General features: G+C 68.1%; 14 protein-coding genes and 1 pseudogene. 9 read left to right on the top strand and 6 right to left on the bottom strand.

Annotated features, from left to right (window positions below):
* Positions 1 to 139: 139 nt before the first annotated feature.
* On the bottom strand, positions 140 to 2524 hold the full coding sequence (locus NF556_RS19315) for a cell wall-binding repeat-containing protein (protein WP_252592812.1): 2385 nt from the start codon (positions 2522 to 2524) through the stop codon (positions 140 to 142).
* 266 nt (positions 2525 to 2790) lie between these two features.
* Positions 2791 to 3603, bottom strand: a complete 813-nt coding sequence (locus NF556_RS19310) for an HAD-IIA family hydrolase (protein WP_252592811.1) — start codon at positions 3601 to 3603, stop codon at positions 2791 to 2793.
* Between the two features lie 43 nt (positions 3604 to 3646).
* Here NF556_RS19310 and NF556_RS19305 point away from each other — a divergent pair, with 43 nt between their 5' ends.
* The 4 genes from NF556_RS19305 to NF556_RS19290 all read left to right on the top strand — a co-directional run bounded on the left by NF556_RS19305 (position 3647) and on the right by NF556_RS19290 (position 6650).
* Complete coding sequence (locus NF556_RS19305; protein WP_252592810.1) at positions 3647 to 3997, top strand: ribonuclease E inhibitor RraB; 351 nt, start codon at positions 3647 to 3649, stop codon at positions 3995 to 3997.
* Positions 3997 to 5169, top strand: coding sequence for an acyl-CoA dehydrogenase family protein (locus NF556_RS19300; protein WP_252592809.1), 1173 nt, complete (start codon positions 3997 to 3999; stop codon positions 5167 to 5169). The genes NF556_RS19305 and NF556_RS19300 overlap by 1 nt, the downstream gene beginning before the upstream one ends.
* Before the next feature lie 38 nt (positions 5170 to 5207).
* The gene (locus NF556_RS19295; RefSeq protein WP_252592808.1) at positions 5208 to 6011 is read left to right on the top strand and encodes a ZIP family metal transporter; all 804 of its coding nucleotides are present in this window, start codon (positions 5208 to 5210) and stop codon (positions 6009 to 6011) included.
* A 78-nt stretch (positions 6012 to 6089) separates the two neighbouring features.
* Positions 6090 to 6650 carry an NUDIX hydrolase gene (locus tag NF556_RS19290; RefSeq protein WP_252592807.1) on the top strand — a complete coding sequence of 187 codons (561 nt, stop codon included), beginning with the start codon at positions 6090 to 6092 and terminating at the stop codon, positions 6648 to 6650.
* Positions 6651 to 6687: 37 nt separating this feature from the next.
* On the opposite strand, the gene NF556_RS21460 is transcribed toward NF556_RS19290, so the two are convergent.
* Positions 6688 to 7722 (bottom strand): transglycosylase family protein, encoded by a 1035-nt coding sequence (locus tag NF556_RS21460; protein WP_289781767.1) that lies wholly within the window; start codon positions 7720 to 7722, stop codon positions 6688 to 6690.
* 359 nt (positions 7723 to 8081) lie between these two features.
* Between NF556_RS21460 and clpB the strand changes: the two genes are divergently transcribed.
* From clpB to NF556_RS19265, 4 genes and pseudogenes are all read left to right on the top strand, one after another.
* Positions 8082 to 10652, top strand: coding sequence for an ATP-dependent chaperone ClpB (clpB, locus tag NF556_RS19280; protein ID WP_252595871.1), 2571 nt, complete (start codon positions 8082 to 8084; stop codon positions 10650 to 10652).
* Between the two features lie 235 nt (positions 10653 to 10887).
* Positions 10888 to 11619: an LppX_LprAFG lipoprotein gene (locus NF556_RS19275; protein ID WP_252592806.1), complete on the top strand. Its 732-nt coding sequence runs from the start codon at positions 10888 to 10890 to the stop codon at positions 11617 to 11619.
* 1 nt (position 11620) lies between these two features.
* A complete protein-coding gene (locus NF556_RS19270; protein ID WP_252592805.1) occupies positions 11621 to 13432 on the top strand; it encodes an MFS transporter in 1812 nt (603 codons plus the stop codon).
* A 103-nt stretch (positions 13433 to 13535) separates the two neighbouring features.
* Positions 13536 to 13637, top strand: a pseudogene (locus NF556_RS19265) (HhH-GPD-type base excision DNA repair protein); the annotation flags it as partial.
* Between the two features lie 73 nt (positions 13638 to 13710).
* Here NF556_RS19265 and NF556_RS19260 read toward each other — a convergent pair.
* The 3 genes from NF556_RS19260 to NF556_RS19250 all read right to left on the bottom strand — a co-directional run bounded on the left by NF556_RS19260 (position 13711) and on the right by NF556_RS19250 (position 16116).
* Positions 13711 to 14166 (bottom strand): PIN domain-containing protein, encoded by a 456-nt coding sequence (locus NF556_RS19260; protein ID WP_252592804.1) that lies wholly within the window; start codon positions 14164 to 14166, stop codon positions 13711 to 13713.
* Positions 14163 to 15335, bottom strand: a complete 1173-nt coding sequence (locus NF556_RS19255; protein ID WP_252592803.1) for a hypothetical protein — start codon at positions 15333 to 15335, stop codon at positions 14163 to 14165. Before NF556_RS19255 ends, NF556_RS19260 begins: the two co-directional genes overlap by 4 nt.
* Positions 15336 to 15405: 70 nt before the next feature.
* Positions 15406 to 16116, bottom strand: a complete 711-nt coding sequence (locus NF556_RS19250; protein ID WP_252592802.1) for an 8-oxoguanine DNA glycosylase OGG fold protein — start codon at positions 16114 to 16116, stop codon at positions 15406 to 15408.
* 574 nt (positions 16117 to 16690) lie between these two features.
* Between NF556_RS19250 and NF556_RS21505 the strand changes: the two genes are divergently transcribed.
* Entirely contained in the window at positions 16691 to 16993 is a 303-nt protein-coding gene (locus NF556_RS21505) for a helix-turn-helix transcriptional regulator (protein ID WP_345780128.1), read from the top strand.
* Positions 16994 to 17062: the final 69 nt, after the last annotated feature.

Here is a 17062-nt window from a genome sequence, read left to right as displayed (position 1 = left end):
GCGTGGACACCTGTGCTGAAACGTTGCGAGGGTGATTGCCAGGGTGGCGGACACACAGAACCGCCGGGCCGGAGCTGATGCTCCGACCCGGCGGTCTGGTGTCTAGCAGTGAGCCCGGGGGCTCAGGATCTCAGTGAGATCAGTCCTGCCAGCTGGCGGGGTTCTCCAGCCACTCCTGGACGCTGTTGTCGACGGCCTCGGTGCCACCGACGATGACGACGTTCTCCGGGGAGAGCGTCTTCAGCGCGTCCTTGATGACGGCCGGGATCTTGTCGTCGGACGCGTCGTGCGTGCCCTTGACAACGATCACCGGGACGTCCTGCGAGCCGGCCAGCGACGAGGACGCCAGAGCGTCCGGGTAGTCGTTGGCGGAGGCGACGTAGACCGTCTGAACGTCAGCGGCGTACTCGGCCGAGATCGCAGCAGCGGTCTCGAACTTGTTGGCGCCACCCAGACGACCGGTCGCGCCGAGCTCGGCGTAGACCTCGTCGTTGATGGTCTCGGTGCCACCGATGACGACGATCTCGGAAGCACCGATCTCCTCGAGAGCAGCGGCGGTGACGGCCGGGACCGAGTCCGGCTTGGTCAGCAGGACGGGAGCGTCCTCGGAGCCGGCCAGGGCCGAGCTGGTGAGGGCGTCGGAGAAGGCGTTGTCGTTGCCGGCGGCAACGTAGACCTTGTCCGTGTCGTCGAACATCGCAGCCAGGTTGGCGGCGGTCTCGTAGCGGTCTGCACCGGCGACGCGGTTGACGTTGTAGTCAGCCGCGAGCTGGTCCTCGACCTCGGCGCCGATGATGGTCTCGCCACCAAGGATGACGACGTTCTCGGGAGCGAGCTCGGTCAGTGCGGCCTCGGTCGCGTTGGTGAGCTTGCCAGCCTTGGACAGCAGCACCGGAGCGGCGTTGCCCTCCGGGGTCTCCATGATGCCCGCGGTGTCGAACTTGCCCTGGGCAGCGGCCGGGGAACCGGTCACGGCGTCGGGGTAGTTCTCGCCGGAAGCGATGTAGACGGTCTCGACATCGTCGCCGAACAGGTCGGACACTGCGTCGGCGGTCTGGTAACGGTCCTCACCAGCAACGCGGGTGACACCGGGGGCCGGGACCGGCTCGGCGGCCTCAGCGGCCTCGAACAGGGTCACCAGGTCGAGGTAGCCCTCGCCCCAGGTCGGGTTGTTGGCGTTGTCGCCACCGCACTCGGGGTCGGCCTGGTCAACAGCAGAGGCGTCGAGCAGGGCGCGAGTGCCCTCCACGTCGCCGACCAGGTCGGGGAACTGGCTCCACAGCAGCGCAACCGCACCGGAGACGTGCGGGGCAGCCATCGAGGTGCCATCCCACATCTCGTAGCCGTTGCCGGGGACAGCGGACTCAACAGCAGCACCCGGGGCGGCGATGTCGACACCCGGCTCGCCGTCCTGGCCCATGCCACGGCTGGAGAAGCTGGTGATGTTGCCATCTTCCTGGGTGGCGCCGACGACGTAACCGGCGGAGTCGAGCCAGGAAGGTGCGGAGATGGTGTCGCACGGCTCCAGGTCCGGGCCGTCGACGGACTCGTTGGCGTTGCCAGCGGACCACACGCCGAGGATGCCAGCGGCCTCCCAGGCCTGCATGCCCTCGTCAAGCTCCGCGATCATGTCCGCGGGGAGCGACTCCTGGTAGCCGGTGTAGCCCCAGGAGTTGTTGACGATGTTGGGACGCATGTTGGGGTCAGCGTCGGTGCCGTCGACCTTGGTCGGCGCGGCGAACCACTCGAAGGAGGTGAAGGGGTCTGCGCCATCAACGCAGCAACCCGTCGCGGCGATGAACTGGGCGCCGGGGGCGACACCGATCTGGTGCTCGCCCGCCAGGCCGACCATGGTGCCGGTGACGTGCGTGCCGTGCGGCACGCCGATCTCTGCTCCGTGGTCAATGGGGGTGTCGCTCTGGCCGCTGCTGTCGAACCAGTTGTAGTCGTCGCTGCCGGTCTCGGTGCCGCGGTAAGCGTTGACCAGCGCCTCGTGGGTCACGTCGGCGCCGGTGTCGAACGTGCCGACGACGATGCCCTCACCGGTGGCGCCGTACTGCTCCCAGACCTGCGGAGCCTTGATGGCGTCCAGGCCCCAGGTGGTGGCGTTGGTGGTTGCGACCGGACCGTTCTCGACGGGAGCGATGAGCTCCGGGGCGACGAGGAGGCCAACCTTGTTCACATCAGCGTTGGAGGCGACGGAGCTGACCAGCTCTGCGTCGGCACCCTTCACCACGACGGTGTTGTTGATCCAGTGGGAGGTGTAGTCCGCACCGGCGGCGTCCAGGTCGGCAAGGAAGCCGGCCTGGCTCTTGTCGGCCTGGGCGCGCAGCGTGTCGTAGACGTACTGGCCCCGGTCCTCCCACGACATGTCGTAGGCGGCGGACAGGTCAGCCTTGCCGTCCAGGCTCACGAGGATGTCGGCAGAGCCGTTCTCGTCGAGCTGGGCAGTGACCTCACTGCTGATCTGCGCGTCATTGGAGTCGGCAGCGTCCGGCGCAGCGCTCGCGGAGACAGCGGGCATCAAGCCAACTGCCACCATCCCGAGCCCCGCGACGGCCGCTACGGCCCCGCGTGTCGTCTTCTTGTTCACGATTCCCCATTCAGTTGGAGCTGGAACCGGATCGTCCGAGGACGTGCCTGCGCCAGCAACTTTGCAAGGGCACCCCCCACGGGCACCCGGACACAACTTACGGACGACAGGGAATCTGGTCAAACTGTGAACCTGACGATCACCGCTTGTGCCACGCTGGAGCAGACCTGATGTTCACCTGTTGTTCACCTCAGGGGTCACTCTGGTCCCATATCGGACCGCGCAAACTCGCGGATCAGCGGGACGACGTCAGCGATCGAGTCGCACACCCGCGTCGGGCGGAACGGGAAGCGCTCCACCCGGTCAGCGCTCGTGGAGCCGGTGAGGACGAGGATCGTGCGCAGACCGGCCTCCAGGCCGCTGATGATGTCGGTGTCCATCCGGTCGCCGATCATCACCGTGTGCTCGGAGTGCGCGTCAATGCGGTTCAGGGCGCTGCGCATCATCAGGGGATTAGGCTTGCCGATGAAATAGGGGTCGACGCCGGTCGCCCGGGTGATCAGGGCGGCCACCGACCCCGTCGCAGGCAGGGGGCCGTGCGCCGAGGGACCGGTCGGATCCGGGTTGGTGGCGATGAAGCGTGCACCGTCCTCGACCAGCCGGATGGCCCGGGTGATCGCCTCAAAGGAATAGGTGCGGGTCTCGCCGAGCACGACATAGTCGGGCGCGCGGTCGGTCATCACATAGCCCACGTCGTGCAGTGCGTTGGTCAGTCCGGCCTCGCCGATGACATAGGCGGACCCGCCAGCGCGCTGGTCCGCCAGGAACTGGGCGGTCGCCAGGGCCGAGGTCCAGATCGCCTCCTCGGGCACCTCGATGCCACCGGTGGCCAGTCGGGCCCGGAGGTCGCGCGGGGTGTAGATCGAGTTGTTCGTCAGCAGCTGGAAGCGAACCCCGCTCTCTTGCAGCTCGGCGATGAACTCAGCCCCTCCGGGCAGGGCGCGCTCCTCATGGACGAGCACGCCGTCCATGTCGGTGAGCCAGCAGTCGACAGGCAGGGAATCGGTCATGGCCTCATCATCCCAGGGCAGGGCTGGCTGCGATAGTGACTCCATGGACTCATCGAGCGAGCGGCCGGGGGCCGAGCACCTGTTGATCTTCCCCGAGAGGGACACCGCGGAGGCGGTGGCAGACGAGCTCGCGGACGAGGGGTTTGCCCACGTCTCCGTCGTCCGGGAGGCTGCGCGCACCGAGGACGACGACGAGGCCCACGAGTGGGCGGTCCACATCGTCGACGGGCGGCTGCCCGACGCGGCAGGTGGTGGCGCCTATGAGGGACTGCGCGAGCGCTTCGCGAGCCTCGTGACCGAGCATGGTGGTTGGTATGACGAGCCGGGAGACCCCCGTCCGCCGGTCGCTGCGGAGGACGCCGAGGGCTCAGCCGAGGAAGGGAACGAGCACTGATGGCACGCACCTGGACCCCCAATGAGCTCGGAGCCCTGGACCACGGCCTGCGCGAGGACGACCTGGCCCTGCGGGACACGACGCGCAACTTCCTGACCGAGCGCGTCCGCCCGCACCTGCCCGGCTGGTACACCGACGGCGCAGCACCCGTCCGGGAACTGGCCCAGGAGTTCGGCCGACTCGGCGTGCTGGGGATGCACCTGACCGGTTACGGCTGCGCAGGAGCCAGCCCCACGGCATACGGCCTGGTCTGTGCCGAGATCGAGGCAGCCGACTCCGGTCTGCGCTCCCTGGTCAGCGTGCAGGGGTCACTGTCGATGCAGGCGATCCACAGCTTCGGCAGCGAGGAGCAGAAACAGGAGTGGCTGCCGCAGATGGCGGCCGGTGAGGCGATCGGCTGCTTCGGTCTCACCGAGCCGGACCATGGCTCTGACCCGGCCGGCATGCGCACCCGCGCCCGGCGCGAGGGCAGTGACTGGGTGCTGGACGGCACCAAGATGTGGATCAGCAACGGCTCGGTCGCCTCGGTCGCTGTGGTCTGGGCCCAGACCGAGGACGGGATCCGCGGCTTCGTCGTCCCGACCGACACCCCGGGTTTCTCGGCGCCGGAGATCGGGGGCAAGCTCTCCCTGCGCGCGTCGGTCACCAGCGAGTTGGTGCTCGAGGGGGTGCGCCTGCCGGAGTCGGCGGTCCTGCCCGGCGTGGTGGGTCTGAAGGGTCCGCTGAGCTGCCTCACCGAGGCGCGGTTCGGCATCATCTTCGGGGCGATGGGGGCGGCGCGGGACAGCCTGGAGACGGCGATCTCGTATGCCGACAGTCGGGTCCAGTTCGACCGCCCCATCGCGGGGTTCCAGTTGACGCAGGCCAAACTGGCCGACCTGACCGCCGACTACGTCACCGGCATGCTGCTGGCCCTGCACCTGGCCCGGCTGAAGGAGGCCGGCACCCTGGCGCCGGCCCAGGTGAGTCTGGGCAAGCTCAACAATGTGCGGCGCGCACTGGCGATCGCCCGGGAGTGCCGCAGTGTGCTGGGCGCCAACGGGATCAGCGCGGACTACTCCCCGCTGCGGCACGCCGCCAACCTCGAGTCGGTCCTGACCTATGAGGGCACCACCGAGATGCACACGCTCGTGGTCGGCCAGGCGCTGACCGGGCACGCGGCGTTCCGCTGATCCGGTCCCTGTGATCTTGCGTCTGTGATCTGGTCTCTGTGATCTGGGCGATCGCGGCCACCGTCCTGGCCGGGCTGGCCACCGTCGTCGGCGGGCTCCTGGCCCTGCATCCCGGGATGCGGCAGCGCGGACCGTTGGCGTTCGGGCTGGCCTTCGCGGCCGGTCTGATGATCGTGCTCTCCGTGGTGGAGATCCTGCCGCTGAGCCTGTCGACGCTGCGCGACTCCGGGGTGGGGCGGCCGCTCTGGTGGACCGCCGGTGCCTTCGCCGTGGGCTGTGCGCTGGTGGTGCTGATTGATGCCGTGCTGCCCGAGCCCGCTGCGACGTCAGGGGCTGCCGGAGTCGATGCGGGTGATGGCGGTGGTGGCGGGCTCGGGCTGCAGGACAACCCGCGGCTGAGGCGCAGCGGCCTGCTGATCGCCCTGGTGATCGGTGCGCACAACGCCCCCGAGGGGCTGATGACGTTCCTGACCATGCTTGAGTCCCCGGAGCTCGGCGTGGGGCTGGCGGTGGCGATCGCGATCCACAATGTCCCGGAGGGCATGGCGGTCGCGGCCCCGGTCTTCGCCGCAACGGGGCGGCGTGGGACGGCGATTCTCTGGGCCACCGTGGCCGGGCTCGCCGAGCCGGTGGGTGCCCTCGCGGGCTATTTCGTGCTGCGTGCTGTCCTGCCGCCCGAGTTGCTGGTGCTGACCCTGGCCCTGGTCGCCGGGATGATGATCGCCCTGAGCCTGCGGGAGCTGATCCCTGCGGCCCGGCGCTATCAGACTCATCCGGCCCAGTCCCTGGTCGGTCTGGCGGCCGGCGCCGTCGTCGTGTGGACCAGCTTGGCCCTGACGTGACATTGGTGTCGTGAGACGCACCAGCCGACCCATTGGTGTTGTGACATGCGCCAGTGTCACGTCCCTGACAATGGGGGAGTGACCTTGCATCGGGACGCCCTGAAGACCCTGACGGCCTGGGTGCCGCCGACGGCCGAGCAGGCCGCGCTGCGTGACCGGTTCGGAGGGCACCTCTATGACCACCAGGACGGGCTGGAGAGGTCCTGCTATCCGGACCACATCACGGCCAGCACGGTCGTGCTCGCCCGGGGCGGCGCCGAGGTCCTGCTGACCCTGCATGCCCGCGCCAAGCGGTGGTTCCAGTTCGGGGGGCACTGCGAGGCCGGTGACGAGCGACTGGTCGACGCCGCGCTGCGAGAGGCAACGGAGGAGTCGGGCATCGAGGGGCTCCAGATCGACAGTGTGCCGATCCACCTCGACGAGCACGAGGTGCCGTTCTGCGGGGAACGCGGCGGTGTGCACCACCTGGACGTGCGGTTCGTGGCCGTGGCACCCGAGGGAGCCTCCCACGTGGTGTCCGACGAGTCGCTCGACGTGAGGTGGTGGCCCGTTGCCTCCCTCGGCACGCGGAGTGGGCCGCCGGATGTGAGCGCGGAGCTGATCGAGGCCATAACAATGGCGCGGTCCCGGCTCAGATAGCCGAGACCGCGCCAGAGCGTCAGTCAGGTCGGGTCGCTCAGACGGCCCACTTGGACAGCACGGTGCTGCTGATGTACTGACCATCGCCGATCTTGAGCCAGCCGTTGTCCAGCGTGCCGACCACCTTGACGCCGCGGGCCTTGCCGTCGACGACGCGATAGCCGAGGCCCGGGCCGGAGCGGACGTTGGCGGCGTTGCTGGCGCTGACATAGCGCGTCACCGTGCCGTCCACCGGCGAGCTGGACAGGACGGAGCTGCTGATGAACTGGTTGGCGCCGATCTCGAGCCAGCCGTTGGAGGTCATCGTGCCGCTGACCTGGGCGCCGCGGGTCTTGGCGCCGACGACGCGGTAGTCCAGACCGGCTCCGGAGCGGACGTTGGCGGCGTTGCTGGCGCTGACGTAGCGGGTGACGGGGCCCGGGTCCGGTGCCGGGTCGTTGCCCTTGACGGGGGAGTCGGAGAGCACCGAGCCGCTGATGAACTGGCCGTCACCGATCTTCAGCCAACCCTGCTCGATCGTGCCGTTGACCTCGGTGCCGCGAGCCTTGGCGCCGACGACGTCATAGCCCAGGCCGGGGCCGGAGCGGACGTTGGCGGCGTTGCTGGCGCTGACATAGCGGGTCACGGGCTGGCCGGGAGCCGGCTCTTCCTTGCCGTCACCGGGCTTGGCGTTGGGGTCGGCGCCACCGTTGGAGCGGGTCAGGCCGGCCTTGACCGAGCAGACCGGCCAGGCGCCCGGGCCCTGGGCGTGCAGGACGCGGCGGGCGATCGCGATCTGCTCCGCCTTGCTCGCCTGGTGGGCGTAGCCGGCGTAGGTGCCACCGCCGAAGCCCTTCCAGGTCTGGGGGTGGAATTGCAGGCCGCCGTAGTAACCGTTGCCGGTGTTGATGCTCCAGTTGCCACCGGACTCACACTGGGCGACGCGGTCCCACACCTCCGGCGTGTAGGACGCCTGCGCGGCGCTTGCCGAGAACCCGGCAGCGACCACGGCGATCGTGGTCACGCCAGCAAGACGGGTGGTGAGGCGACGCGTGCGCGGCGTCCGGGCAGGGGCGGATTGGACGTGGTCCATCTGTATCTCCTTGTCGCGGGCAGCAGCGGCACACAGTGACCGCAATCAGCCAGCACTCACGCCCGGGGCGGGGTGAGGTCGGGGGCAGGTGCGCGCGACGTAGGACGTTCGTTGGGGGCAACAGGCGCGCAACAAGGGGACAGACTAGTCATAGGAAGGCGTGGCGTGCCAGTTCGACCATGGCGATGTGGTATGCCGCGCGCACGCCTCAGTGGCCTATCTCACGTCTGTGGTGGGCCGGTTCACCGGGTCGACCCCTGTGGCAAGGTTGAGCGGAATACACTCAACTTTGAGTCGGTTGTCCAGAGTGCCGAAGAACGCTATGAACATTGGGAGCCCAGGAAAGGGGATGCCACATGATGGACCTGCAACTGACCACCAAGGCCCAGGAGGCCGTGTCGAGCGCGCTGCGCGACGCATCCTCGGCGGGCCACCCGCAGCTTGAGACCGCACACCTGCTGCGCTCGCTCGCCCAACAGAGTGACACCACGACCGGGCCGCTGCTCGATGCCGTCGGCTCCTCGGCCGCGAGCGCGGTCCAGGCTGCCGAGACGGTCCTGGCCGGTCTGCCGAGTGCCAGCGGCAGCGCGGTCGGCAACGCCGCGCCCTCCCGGCAGGTGCAGGCCGCCCTGGCCACCGCCCAGCAGGAGATGCAGGCGATGGGCGACACCTTCGTGTCGACCGACCACCTGCTGGTGGCACTCGCTGCGGACCAGCGCTTCGGGCTGGATCAGGACGCGCTCCGCGAGCGGATCCCCGCCCTGCGCGGCGGCGCCAAGGTCGACAGCCAGGACCCCGAGGCGAGTTATGACGCCCTGGAAAAGTACGGCTCGGACCTGACGGCCCTGGCCCGCGAGGGCAAGCTCGACCCGGTCATCGGACGGGACAGCGAGATCCGCCGCGTCGTGCAGGTCCTCTCCCGCCGCACCAAGAACAACCCGGTGCTGATCGGTGACCCCGGCGTCGGCAAGACCGCTGTCGTCGAGGGCCTGGCCCAGCGCATCGTGGCCGGCGACGTCCCCGAGTCCCTGCGCGACAAGCGCCTCATCTCCCTCGACCTGGGGGCGATGGTCGCCGGTGCGAAATATCGCGGTGAGTTCGAGGAGCGCCTCAAGGCCGTCCTCAACGAGATCACCTCCAGCGACGGGCGGGTCGTCACCTTCATTGACGAGTTGCACACCGTCGTCGGGGCTGGCGCGGCAGAGGGCTCGATGGACGCGGGCAACATGCTCAAGCCCCTGCTGGCCCGCGGTGAGCTGCGTCTGGTCGGTGCCACGACGCTGGACGAATACCGCGAGCACATCGAGAAGGACCCGGCGCTGGAGCGTCGCTTCCAGCAGGTCTATGTCGGGGAGCCGACCGTCGAGGACTCCATCGCGATCCTGCGCGGCCTCAAGGAGCGCTACGAGGCCCACCACAAGGTCGCCATCGCCGACTCCGCGCTGGTGGCCGCGGCCACCCTGTCCGACCGTTACATCTCCGGCCGCAAGCTGCCCGACAAGGCGATCGACCTGGTCGACGAGGCAGCGAGCCGGCTGCGCATGGAGATCGACTCCAGCCCGGTCGAGATCGACGAGCTGCAGCGCGCCGTCGACCGACTGACGATGGAGGAGCTGCACCTGGAGAAGGAGTCTGACGACGCCTCACGCGAGCGGTTGGAGCGGCTGCGCGCCGATCTCGCCGACAAGCGCGAGGAGCTCGCGGCCCTCACTGCCCGCTGGGAGTCGGAGAAGTCCGGCCTCAACCGGGTCGGTGAGCTCAAGGCCCGCCTGGACGACCTGCGCACGCAGGCCGACCGGTTGCAGCGCCAGGGCGACTACGAGGCCGCCTCTCGCCTGCTCTACGGCGAGATCCCGGCTGCGGAGCGCGAGCTCACGGACGCCCAGGAGGCCGAGGCATCTGAATCCACGGCAGGCCAGACCGGCGAGAGCCCGATGGTCAAGGACGAGGTCGGTGCCGATGATGTCGCCGACGTCATCTCCATGTGGACCGGCATCCCCGCCGGCCGGCTCCTGGAGGGTGAGACCGAGAAGCTCCTTCGCATGGAGGACGTCCTCGGCGAGCGCCTGATCGGGCAGCACGCCGCGGTGCGTGCGGTCTCCGACGCGGTGCGTCGCTCCCGGGCCGGCATCGCCGACCCGGACCGCCCCACCGGCTCGTTCCTCTTCCTCGGACCGACCGGTGTCGGCAAGACCGAGCTGGCCAAGTCCCTGGCCGACTTCCTGTTCGACGACGAGCGCGCGATGGTGCGCATCGACATGAGCGAATACTCCGAGCGCCACTCGGTGGCTCGCCTGGTCGGTGCCCCTCCGGGCTATGTCGGCTATGAGGAGGGCGGTCAGCTCACCGAGGCGGTCCGCCGCCGGCCCTATTCCGTCGTGCTGCTCGACGAGGTCGAGAAGGCCCACCCCGAGACGTTCGACATCCTGCTGCAGGTGCTCGATGACGGGCGGCTCACGGACGGTCAGGGCCGCACGGTCGACTTCCGCAACGTGATCCTGGTGATGACCTCCAACCTGGGCAGCCAGTTCCTGGTCGACCCGGTCACCGACCAGGAGACCAAGCGCGAGCAGGTCATGGCCACCGTCCGCACGGCGTTCAAGCCGGAGTTCCTCAACCGGCTCGATGAGGTCGTCATCTTCGACCCGCTCAGTCGCGACGAGCTGGCCACGATCGTCGGCCTGCAGGTCGAGCACCTGGCCCGGCGACTGGCCGACCGCCGGATCGGGCTCGACGTGACCGACGCCGCCAGCGCCTGGCTCGCCGAGCGCGGCTACGACCCGGCCTACGGCGCCCGTCCGCTGCGCCGGCTCGTGCAGACCGAGATCGGTGACCGCCTGGCCCGCGGTCTGCTCGCCGGGGAGATTGCCGACGGCACCACCGTGACGGTCGACGTCAGCGAGGACGGCCAGGAGATCACGCTCTCCTAATCCGACCGAGCGCACGGTGTGGCGAGATTCTTGGTGACCGAGCGCATGGTGTGGCGAGATTCTTGGTGACCGAGCGCATGGTGTGGCAGAACCCTAGCCACGCCGTGCGCCCGGTGCCCTTGTAGAGCGCCACGCCGTGCGCTCGGTCAGGCTGTGGGGCGCAACATGGTGCGCTCGGTCGGGTTGGGGACGGCATACTTGCGACAGAACATCCGCGACCACCACGGAGGGGACCATGAGGAGCAACCGGCACACGAGGCGCGCCAGTCTGCCGCTGGCGCTCGCGGTGGCAACCGCGCTCACGCTCACCGCCTGCAGCGGTGACGACGAGCCGGAGGGCAGCGACGAGGCCACCACGACCGAGGCCACGGCCGCCGACCGGCTCGAGCAGGCCCACACCGTGCTCGCCGAGGCAGGCAGCGTCCACCTCGTCCTCGAGGGCGTCGACCTGCCCGACAGCGCGATCATCCTCAAGGCCGAGGGCAGCGGCACGATGGAGCCGCCCGCCTTCGACGGCAACATCACCGCCAACGTCTCCGGCGTCCAGGCCGACGTCCCCACGATCGCCGTGGACGGCAAGCTCTTCGTCAAACTGCCCTTCGCGCCCGACTTCATCTCCACCAGCCCCGACGACCTCGGCGTCCCCGACCCGGCGCGCCTGTTTGACGTGGACAGCGGCCTGGCCGGACTGCTCACCCAGACCGAGGGCGCCGCGTTCGGCGAGCAGACCCGGGTCGGCGCCGACGTCACGCAGCAGATCACCGGCACGCTGCCCGGTCAGGCAGTCGTGGACCTGCTCTTTGTCGGCGACAAGGAGGCGGACTTCGACGTCGAGTATGGCCTGATCGAGGACGACTGGGAGGTGCGGACAGTGACGATCACCGGCCCGTTCTACCCGCCCGACGACGCCACCTACACGGTGACCATCGACCAATACGGCGAGCCGGTCACCGTCACCGCGCCCTGACGTGGGGGCCACACCCACGGTGACCGCCGAGCCCGGCGGCACCGGATCGCCCCACCCCGATCAGCCACGCGGCGCCCGGTCGCTGCTGACCGTCGCCTCGGTCGCCGTGGCGCTGGCGGCCGCAGACACGTATGTCGTGGTGCTGGCTCTGACGGACATGATGGCTGGGGCGGGACTCGGCATCGAGTCACTGCAGAAGGGCACCCCGATCATCTCCGGCTTCCTGCTGGGCTACATCGCGGTGCTGCCGTTGATCGGCCGGCTGGCCGACCTGGTCTCGCGCCGCAAGATCCTGCTGGCCTGCCTGGGCATCTTCGTCATCGGATCCCTGATCACCGGCATCGCGGTCGAGTTGCCGGTGATGATCGGCGGCCGGTTCTTCCAGGGGCTTGGTGGTGGGGGACTGGTCCCGGCCACCCTGGCGATCGTCGCTGACCTGTGGCCGCCAGGTCGCCGCGGCATGCCGCTCGGCATCGTCGGCGCGGTCCAGGAACTCGGCTCCGTGTTGGGGCCGCTGCTGGGGGCGGCCATTCTGCTGATCAGTGACTGGCGGGGCATCTTCTGGATGAACGCGGTCCTCGGCGTCGCGTTCATGCTCGGCGTCTGGCTAATCCGGCCCGAGGCGGTGGCGACCGATGACCGGGAGTCGTCGACGGATCGGGAGGCACCGGTAGATGGGGCGGCACGTGCGGGTGCCGTGACGGCCCCCGCCTCCGCTCAGCAGCGGCGCAGCCGGCTCGTGACCGTGCTCGCGTGGCTCACCGGCTTGGTCGCTGTCGGGGCCGGGAGCCTGGCACTCATCGCACCCGAGTCGCTGACCACCTCGGTGGAGTGGGGCGAGCCGTTCGTGCCATTCGGTGACTCGACCTCGCGGGTGATGACTCCGGTCGGGCTGGCTGCCGCGATCGCGCTGGTCCTGCTCGTGGCGCTGACGGCCCGCCGGTGGTTGCCCACGCTGCTGCAGGCCGACGTGCTCGGCGCTCTCTTCATCGCGGTCGCCCTCGGCGCCCTGGTGCTGACCTTCTCCTCGGCCGACCCGGCCCAGGAGGTGCTCGGCCCGTGGGGGCTGTGGCTGCTGCCGGTGGGGGCGCTGGCCGTGATCGCCTTCGCCATCCGCCAGCGCACCGCCGCCAACCCGCTGATCGCCCGGGGCGTCGTCCACGGCAAGGTCCTCCCGGCCCTGGTCGTCAGCCTGCTGGTCGGCACGGCGATCGTGGCCATCGTCGTCGACGTGCCGCTGCTGGCCCGGCTCACCGAGGGCACCTCGGAGACCGAGGCGGCGTTCGTGCTGGTCCAGTTCCTCATCGCGGTGCCGATCGGCGCCGTGATCGGCGGCCTGCTGCTCAAACGCCTCGGCCCCGGTGTGGTCGCAGCCCCCGGCCTGGCGGTCACGGCTGCTGCGCTGTGGGGGATGTCCGGGTGGACCCGTGGGGCCCTCGATGAGCCGGGGATGAGCACGATCCTGCTGGTCGTCGCCGGCTTCGGCATCGGCCTGGCCATCGCCCCGGTCAATGACGCCGCACTCGCCGACTCCACTCACAGCACCCACGGGACGGTGAGCTCCTTGGTCGTCGTGTCCCGCATGGTGGGGATGGTCGTGGGCCTGGCGCTGCTCACCGCGGTGGGACTGCGCCGGTTCCAGCAGGAGGTCAATGCCCTCCCGGACCCGAGCGACTCCGAGGCGCTGCTGGACGCCGCGGTCGTGCAGGTGCAGACGGTCTTTGCCGGTGCCGCGCTCGCCACACTCGCCGCAGCCCTGATCGCCGTGGCGCTCGGGTGGCACCGTGTGCGCCACACCCGCGCCCTGTCGTAGAGCACTTCTGCTGGCAGGTGCGCAGGCCCGCGCGATGGCTGCGTTGGAGGAAGCGCGACGCGGTGCGGTGCATCTCGACGCGTACGCGTGGCAGGATCGAATCATGAGTCGTGAACTGCACCTCGTCGGTGACCCCGAGGCGGACCGCCTGCTCTCCGAGAACCCCTTCGCCCTCCTGGTCGGCATGCTCCTGGACCAGCGACTCCGCTAACCATTGAGTCGCCTTTCGACTCGTCTATCCGCTCCAGTCAGATAGCCACTCACGGGCCATGTGAGTACTACAGTTCGTCGTCAGCCGCATCGACACGTGCAGCGAACTGAGAATTATTGAGGACCTCCAGCTCGAACTCCTTCGCCTTGTCTCTGACGGCTCCGTCGTCGGTGACGACGATCCATTCAGGGCGGATAAGCCACTGACTGTCGTGCTCCCTGCCCTCCAGGGCGCAGGCGACGACCAGCGGATCGGCGTTGCCGAGGTTGGCGTACAGATCCACGAGTCGAGTTTCGCCTTCAGGGACTGTACGCATGACCTCGGAAAGCCAGTGGAGCGTCCGTGCGGTTGTCGAGTGGGCATTGGCCTGCAGCGCTTCGATGTCGGGGAACCCCGAGGCTTCGTGCAGGACCTCTTCTGGTATCACCGCGTTCTCTTTGAAGAAGGCGTTTGCCCGTCGGCGCGGTCCGAGCTGGCTCAGGACATTCGTGTCGGTGACGTACCGATGGCCGAAGGCGGTCATTCGACGGCCCGCCTGAGTTCGTCGATGCTGGACGGCTTGAGCTTGTTCAAGCAGATCGAGCGACAGAAGTCTCCCTGCGAGATCTCCCCGCCGTCGAGAGCGTGGAGCATCCTCACGGTCAGTTCTCGTCCGTTGTACTTCCGGACGGCGTTCCACGGGTGAATCTGACTCCGGGGGCCGCCGGTGGGGGTCTTTCTGAACTCATCGCGCAACTGGCTGAGGTAGTCAGCCGCAGTTTCCCCACTGATCATCTCCAGCCGCATTGCGCGCACGGTGACCGCACTCGCGGTGACTTTGAAGTCGTTGGATGCGGTCTTCATGTCCTCGAGTGACGCTGGCCGCAGTGCCTGCATGCGGTCTGCGGGCATCAGCATCGCGCCGGCGATGTCGTACTCGCGCCCGGGGTTGGTCTCGGTGCTGCCTCCGTCCCAGGTCATCGGAGCGAAGATCCGGCGCGCGACGAGCACCGCCATCAGCGCTAGCGTGAAGATCGTCCGACCGACCGGCTCCTGATCATCGCCATGGTCACCTCCGGCAAGGAAGATGAACGGCACCTTGTTGTCCCGAATCGTCATGCCGCTGAACTTCACGTGGGTGAGGCGCTGTGGCATGTAGTGCTGGACGCTGCGCGAGACCAGGACCTGGTTGGCTTCCAGGCGGTCGATCATCAGATCGAGCGCCTTCTCCTTCGTCGTGGAGGCGCGGAGCGCGTCGGACGAGAGCCCAAGTGCCGACATCAGGCGGGCGGCGTCGGCATCGATCGGGGTCGTGTGGTCGCGGAGCAGACCCATGATCCTGTTCCGCTGGAGCGAGGAGTCGTGCTTCCGAAGGAGCTGCTGCTTACGGATCAAGTCCTCGATGATGAGTTCGACGTCCCGCAGCTCCACCTTCGAGCGCGAGCCGATCGAGAACGTCTCCCGGTTGACGCCCGCGAGCAACTTCTTGGTTTTCAGTTTCACCTGCTCCTGCACGACGGGGAGAGGCGCGAAGAACAGGGCGAATGGAATGTCCCCCTTGCGTGCAAGGTCGACCAGCACCGCATACTTGATGCTGCCCGACTCGAGGGCGTGCTCGTAGCCCACGTAGGTACCAGCCACCGAGTTGACGAGAAGCGTGGTGAACACCGCCCGATCTATCGGGATCGACTCCCTGCCCAGCAGCACGTCCATGGGCATGCCTAGCGAATCGCGTCTTCCCGCAGACGCCCCTGCCAGCATCGCTGCTGTCTAGAGGTTGTCATTATTCGGCGGGACGGTCACGGGTCAAGTCGAAGATCGCTAGCTCTACTTGGGACCGGGTCCGCCCCGATGGACGGCCCCAAGCGTCGATTAGCTCCAGATACCGCTGGTAGTCGCGACTCGAGGTCGTGGACAGACTTACCCGTTCACCACCTACCGAGGTGTTATCGGCGATCCAGTCCCGGACCCGCTTGTCCAGGATCGGAGCGACTTGGGGACCGTCTACAGACCTGACCATCGAGCTGAAGGCCAGCCACTTCGTGAAGAACGCCCCTCCGAGGTATTTGACCTTGCCCTCGTTGTTCATGAACTGGAATGCTTCCGCCGCACCTGATTCGCGCACGCGCTCCGCGCCGGCCAGAAGCTTGTCCCGGATCGAGTCGTCAACTGCGGCGTCGATGTTTGCCCGAGTCCGCACCCCAGTCAGGATCGAGCGCGCACGGAACGGTCCGTACCCACCAGGACCGCCCCAGATCAGTACGGGCACCAATGCGCCGAGCACCCGGTCACGAGAGCGGTTCGCCTGCACGACGTCGCGCACGATCTCCCTATCGAGCCGCTCTGGGAGGTCCTTCAGGACGGTTTCGGCATCAGGAACGTCGCGGACTTGAGGAACCCACTTGGCGCGGTTCCACGAGAAGGACTTTTGAGCAGGAAGCTCTTGCGCAAGGCGGGAAGCGAGCACGTCCGGGATCTTCGACGTCAGCGTCATGGCTCTTGTCTATCGCACGCCTGGCACTTAGTCATGCGCCTGCAACCTCATCCTTCCCCGGACTGGGAAGCAGTAGCGCCCCAAACTCCCCGGGTTGGCCCATACCCCGCCCATTGACGGCTGCGCCTACTCCTCGCTGTGGATGGGGGAGTGACGATCCCACTGAGGGAGTTCGCTGTAGTTCTTCTCGACGTGCCTGACTTCCAGCAATCGCGCGATCCTGTCGGCCGTCTCTGGGGAGATGGGAGGTGCCCCGGTTAGGGCCGAGCTGACCCACGCGGCCTCCTCTTTCTCGCGCTCGACCATCCGGGTGAGTTGTCGCAGGGCCGCACTTGACTTTTGTCGCTCCGCTGGGTTGGTCAGACCCGTCGAGTCTGGTGAGCATGTTCCGTCGCTGGACGGGGCCGAGCTTTTGGTATGTCGCTGCCAGGTGGCGGTCGGCTGTGGTCGCGTGGACGTCCAGCGCATCGATCAAAGATCGCTGGACCTGCTCCACGGCTTCGTCCTTCGTCTCAGCCTCAACGAAGCGATGGCTAACTCCACTGACATCGACTCTCCCTAGAGACATGACCAGATGCTACTTATAGTCTGTCGACTTATAAAGTGCATCTGGCAACGATCTGCATCTGGCAACGATCCTTGTGTGCCATATGACGAGAGGCTGCAAGCCCGACTGCGGGCTCTCGGGAACGCGGTCCGCGAAGCCCGAACTGCGGCCGGCCTTTCGCAGGAGGGGCTCGCCGATCGGGCTGGAATGCACCGGACGTACGTCGGCTCGGTTGAGCGTGGAGAACGCACCCCAACAGTGGGGACGCTGTACACGCTGGCTGACGCGCTTGAGGCGGAGGTTTATTTGCTGATCGGCAACGAACGCTAATGCCACTTTTGCGCAGGTCGCGGGTCGGGGGGATCGATGTAACCAACCGCGACCCCAAAGGCGGGTCGA

Origin of the sequence: Ornithinimicrobium faecis (assembly GCF_023923225.1) — a bacterium.
Taxonomy (GTDB): Bacteria; Actinomycetota; Actinomycetes; order Actinomycetales; family Dermatophilaceae; genus Ornithinicoccus; species Ornithinicoccus faecis.
This window is presented reverse-complemented; position numbering and strand designations above follow the sequence as displayed.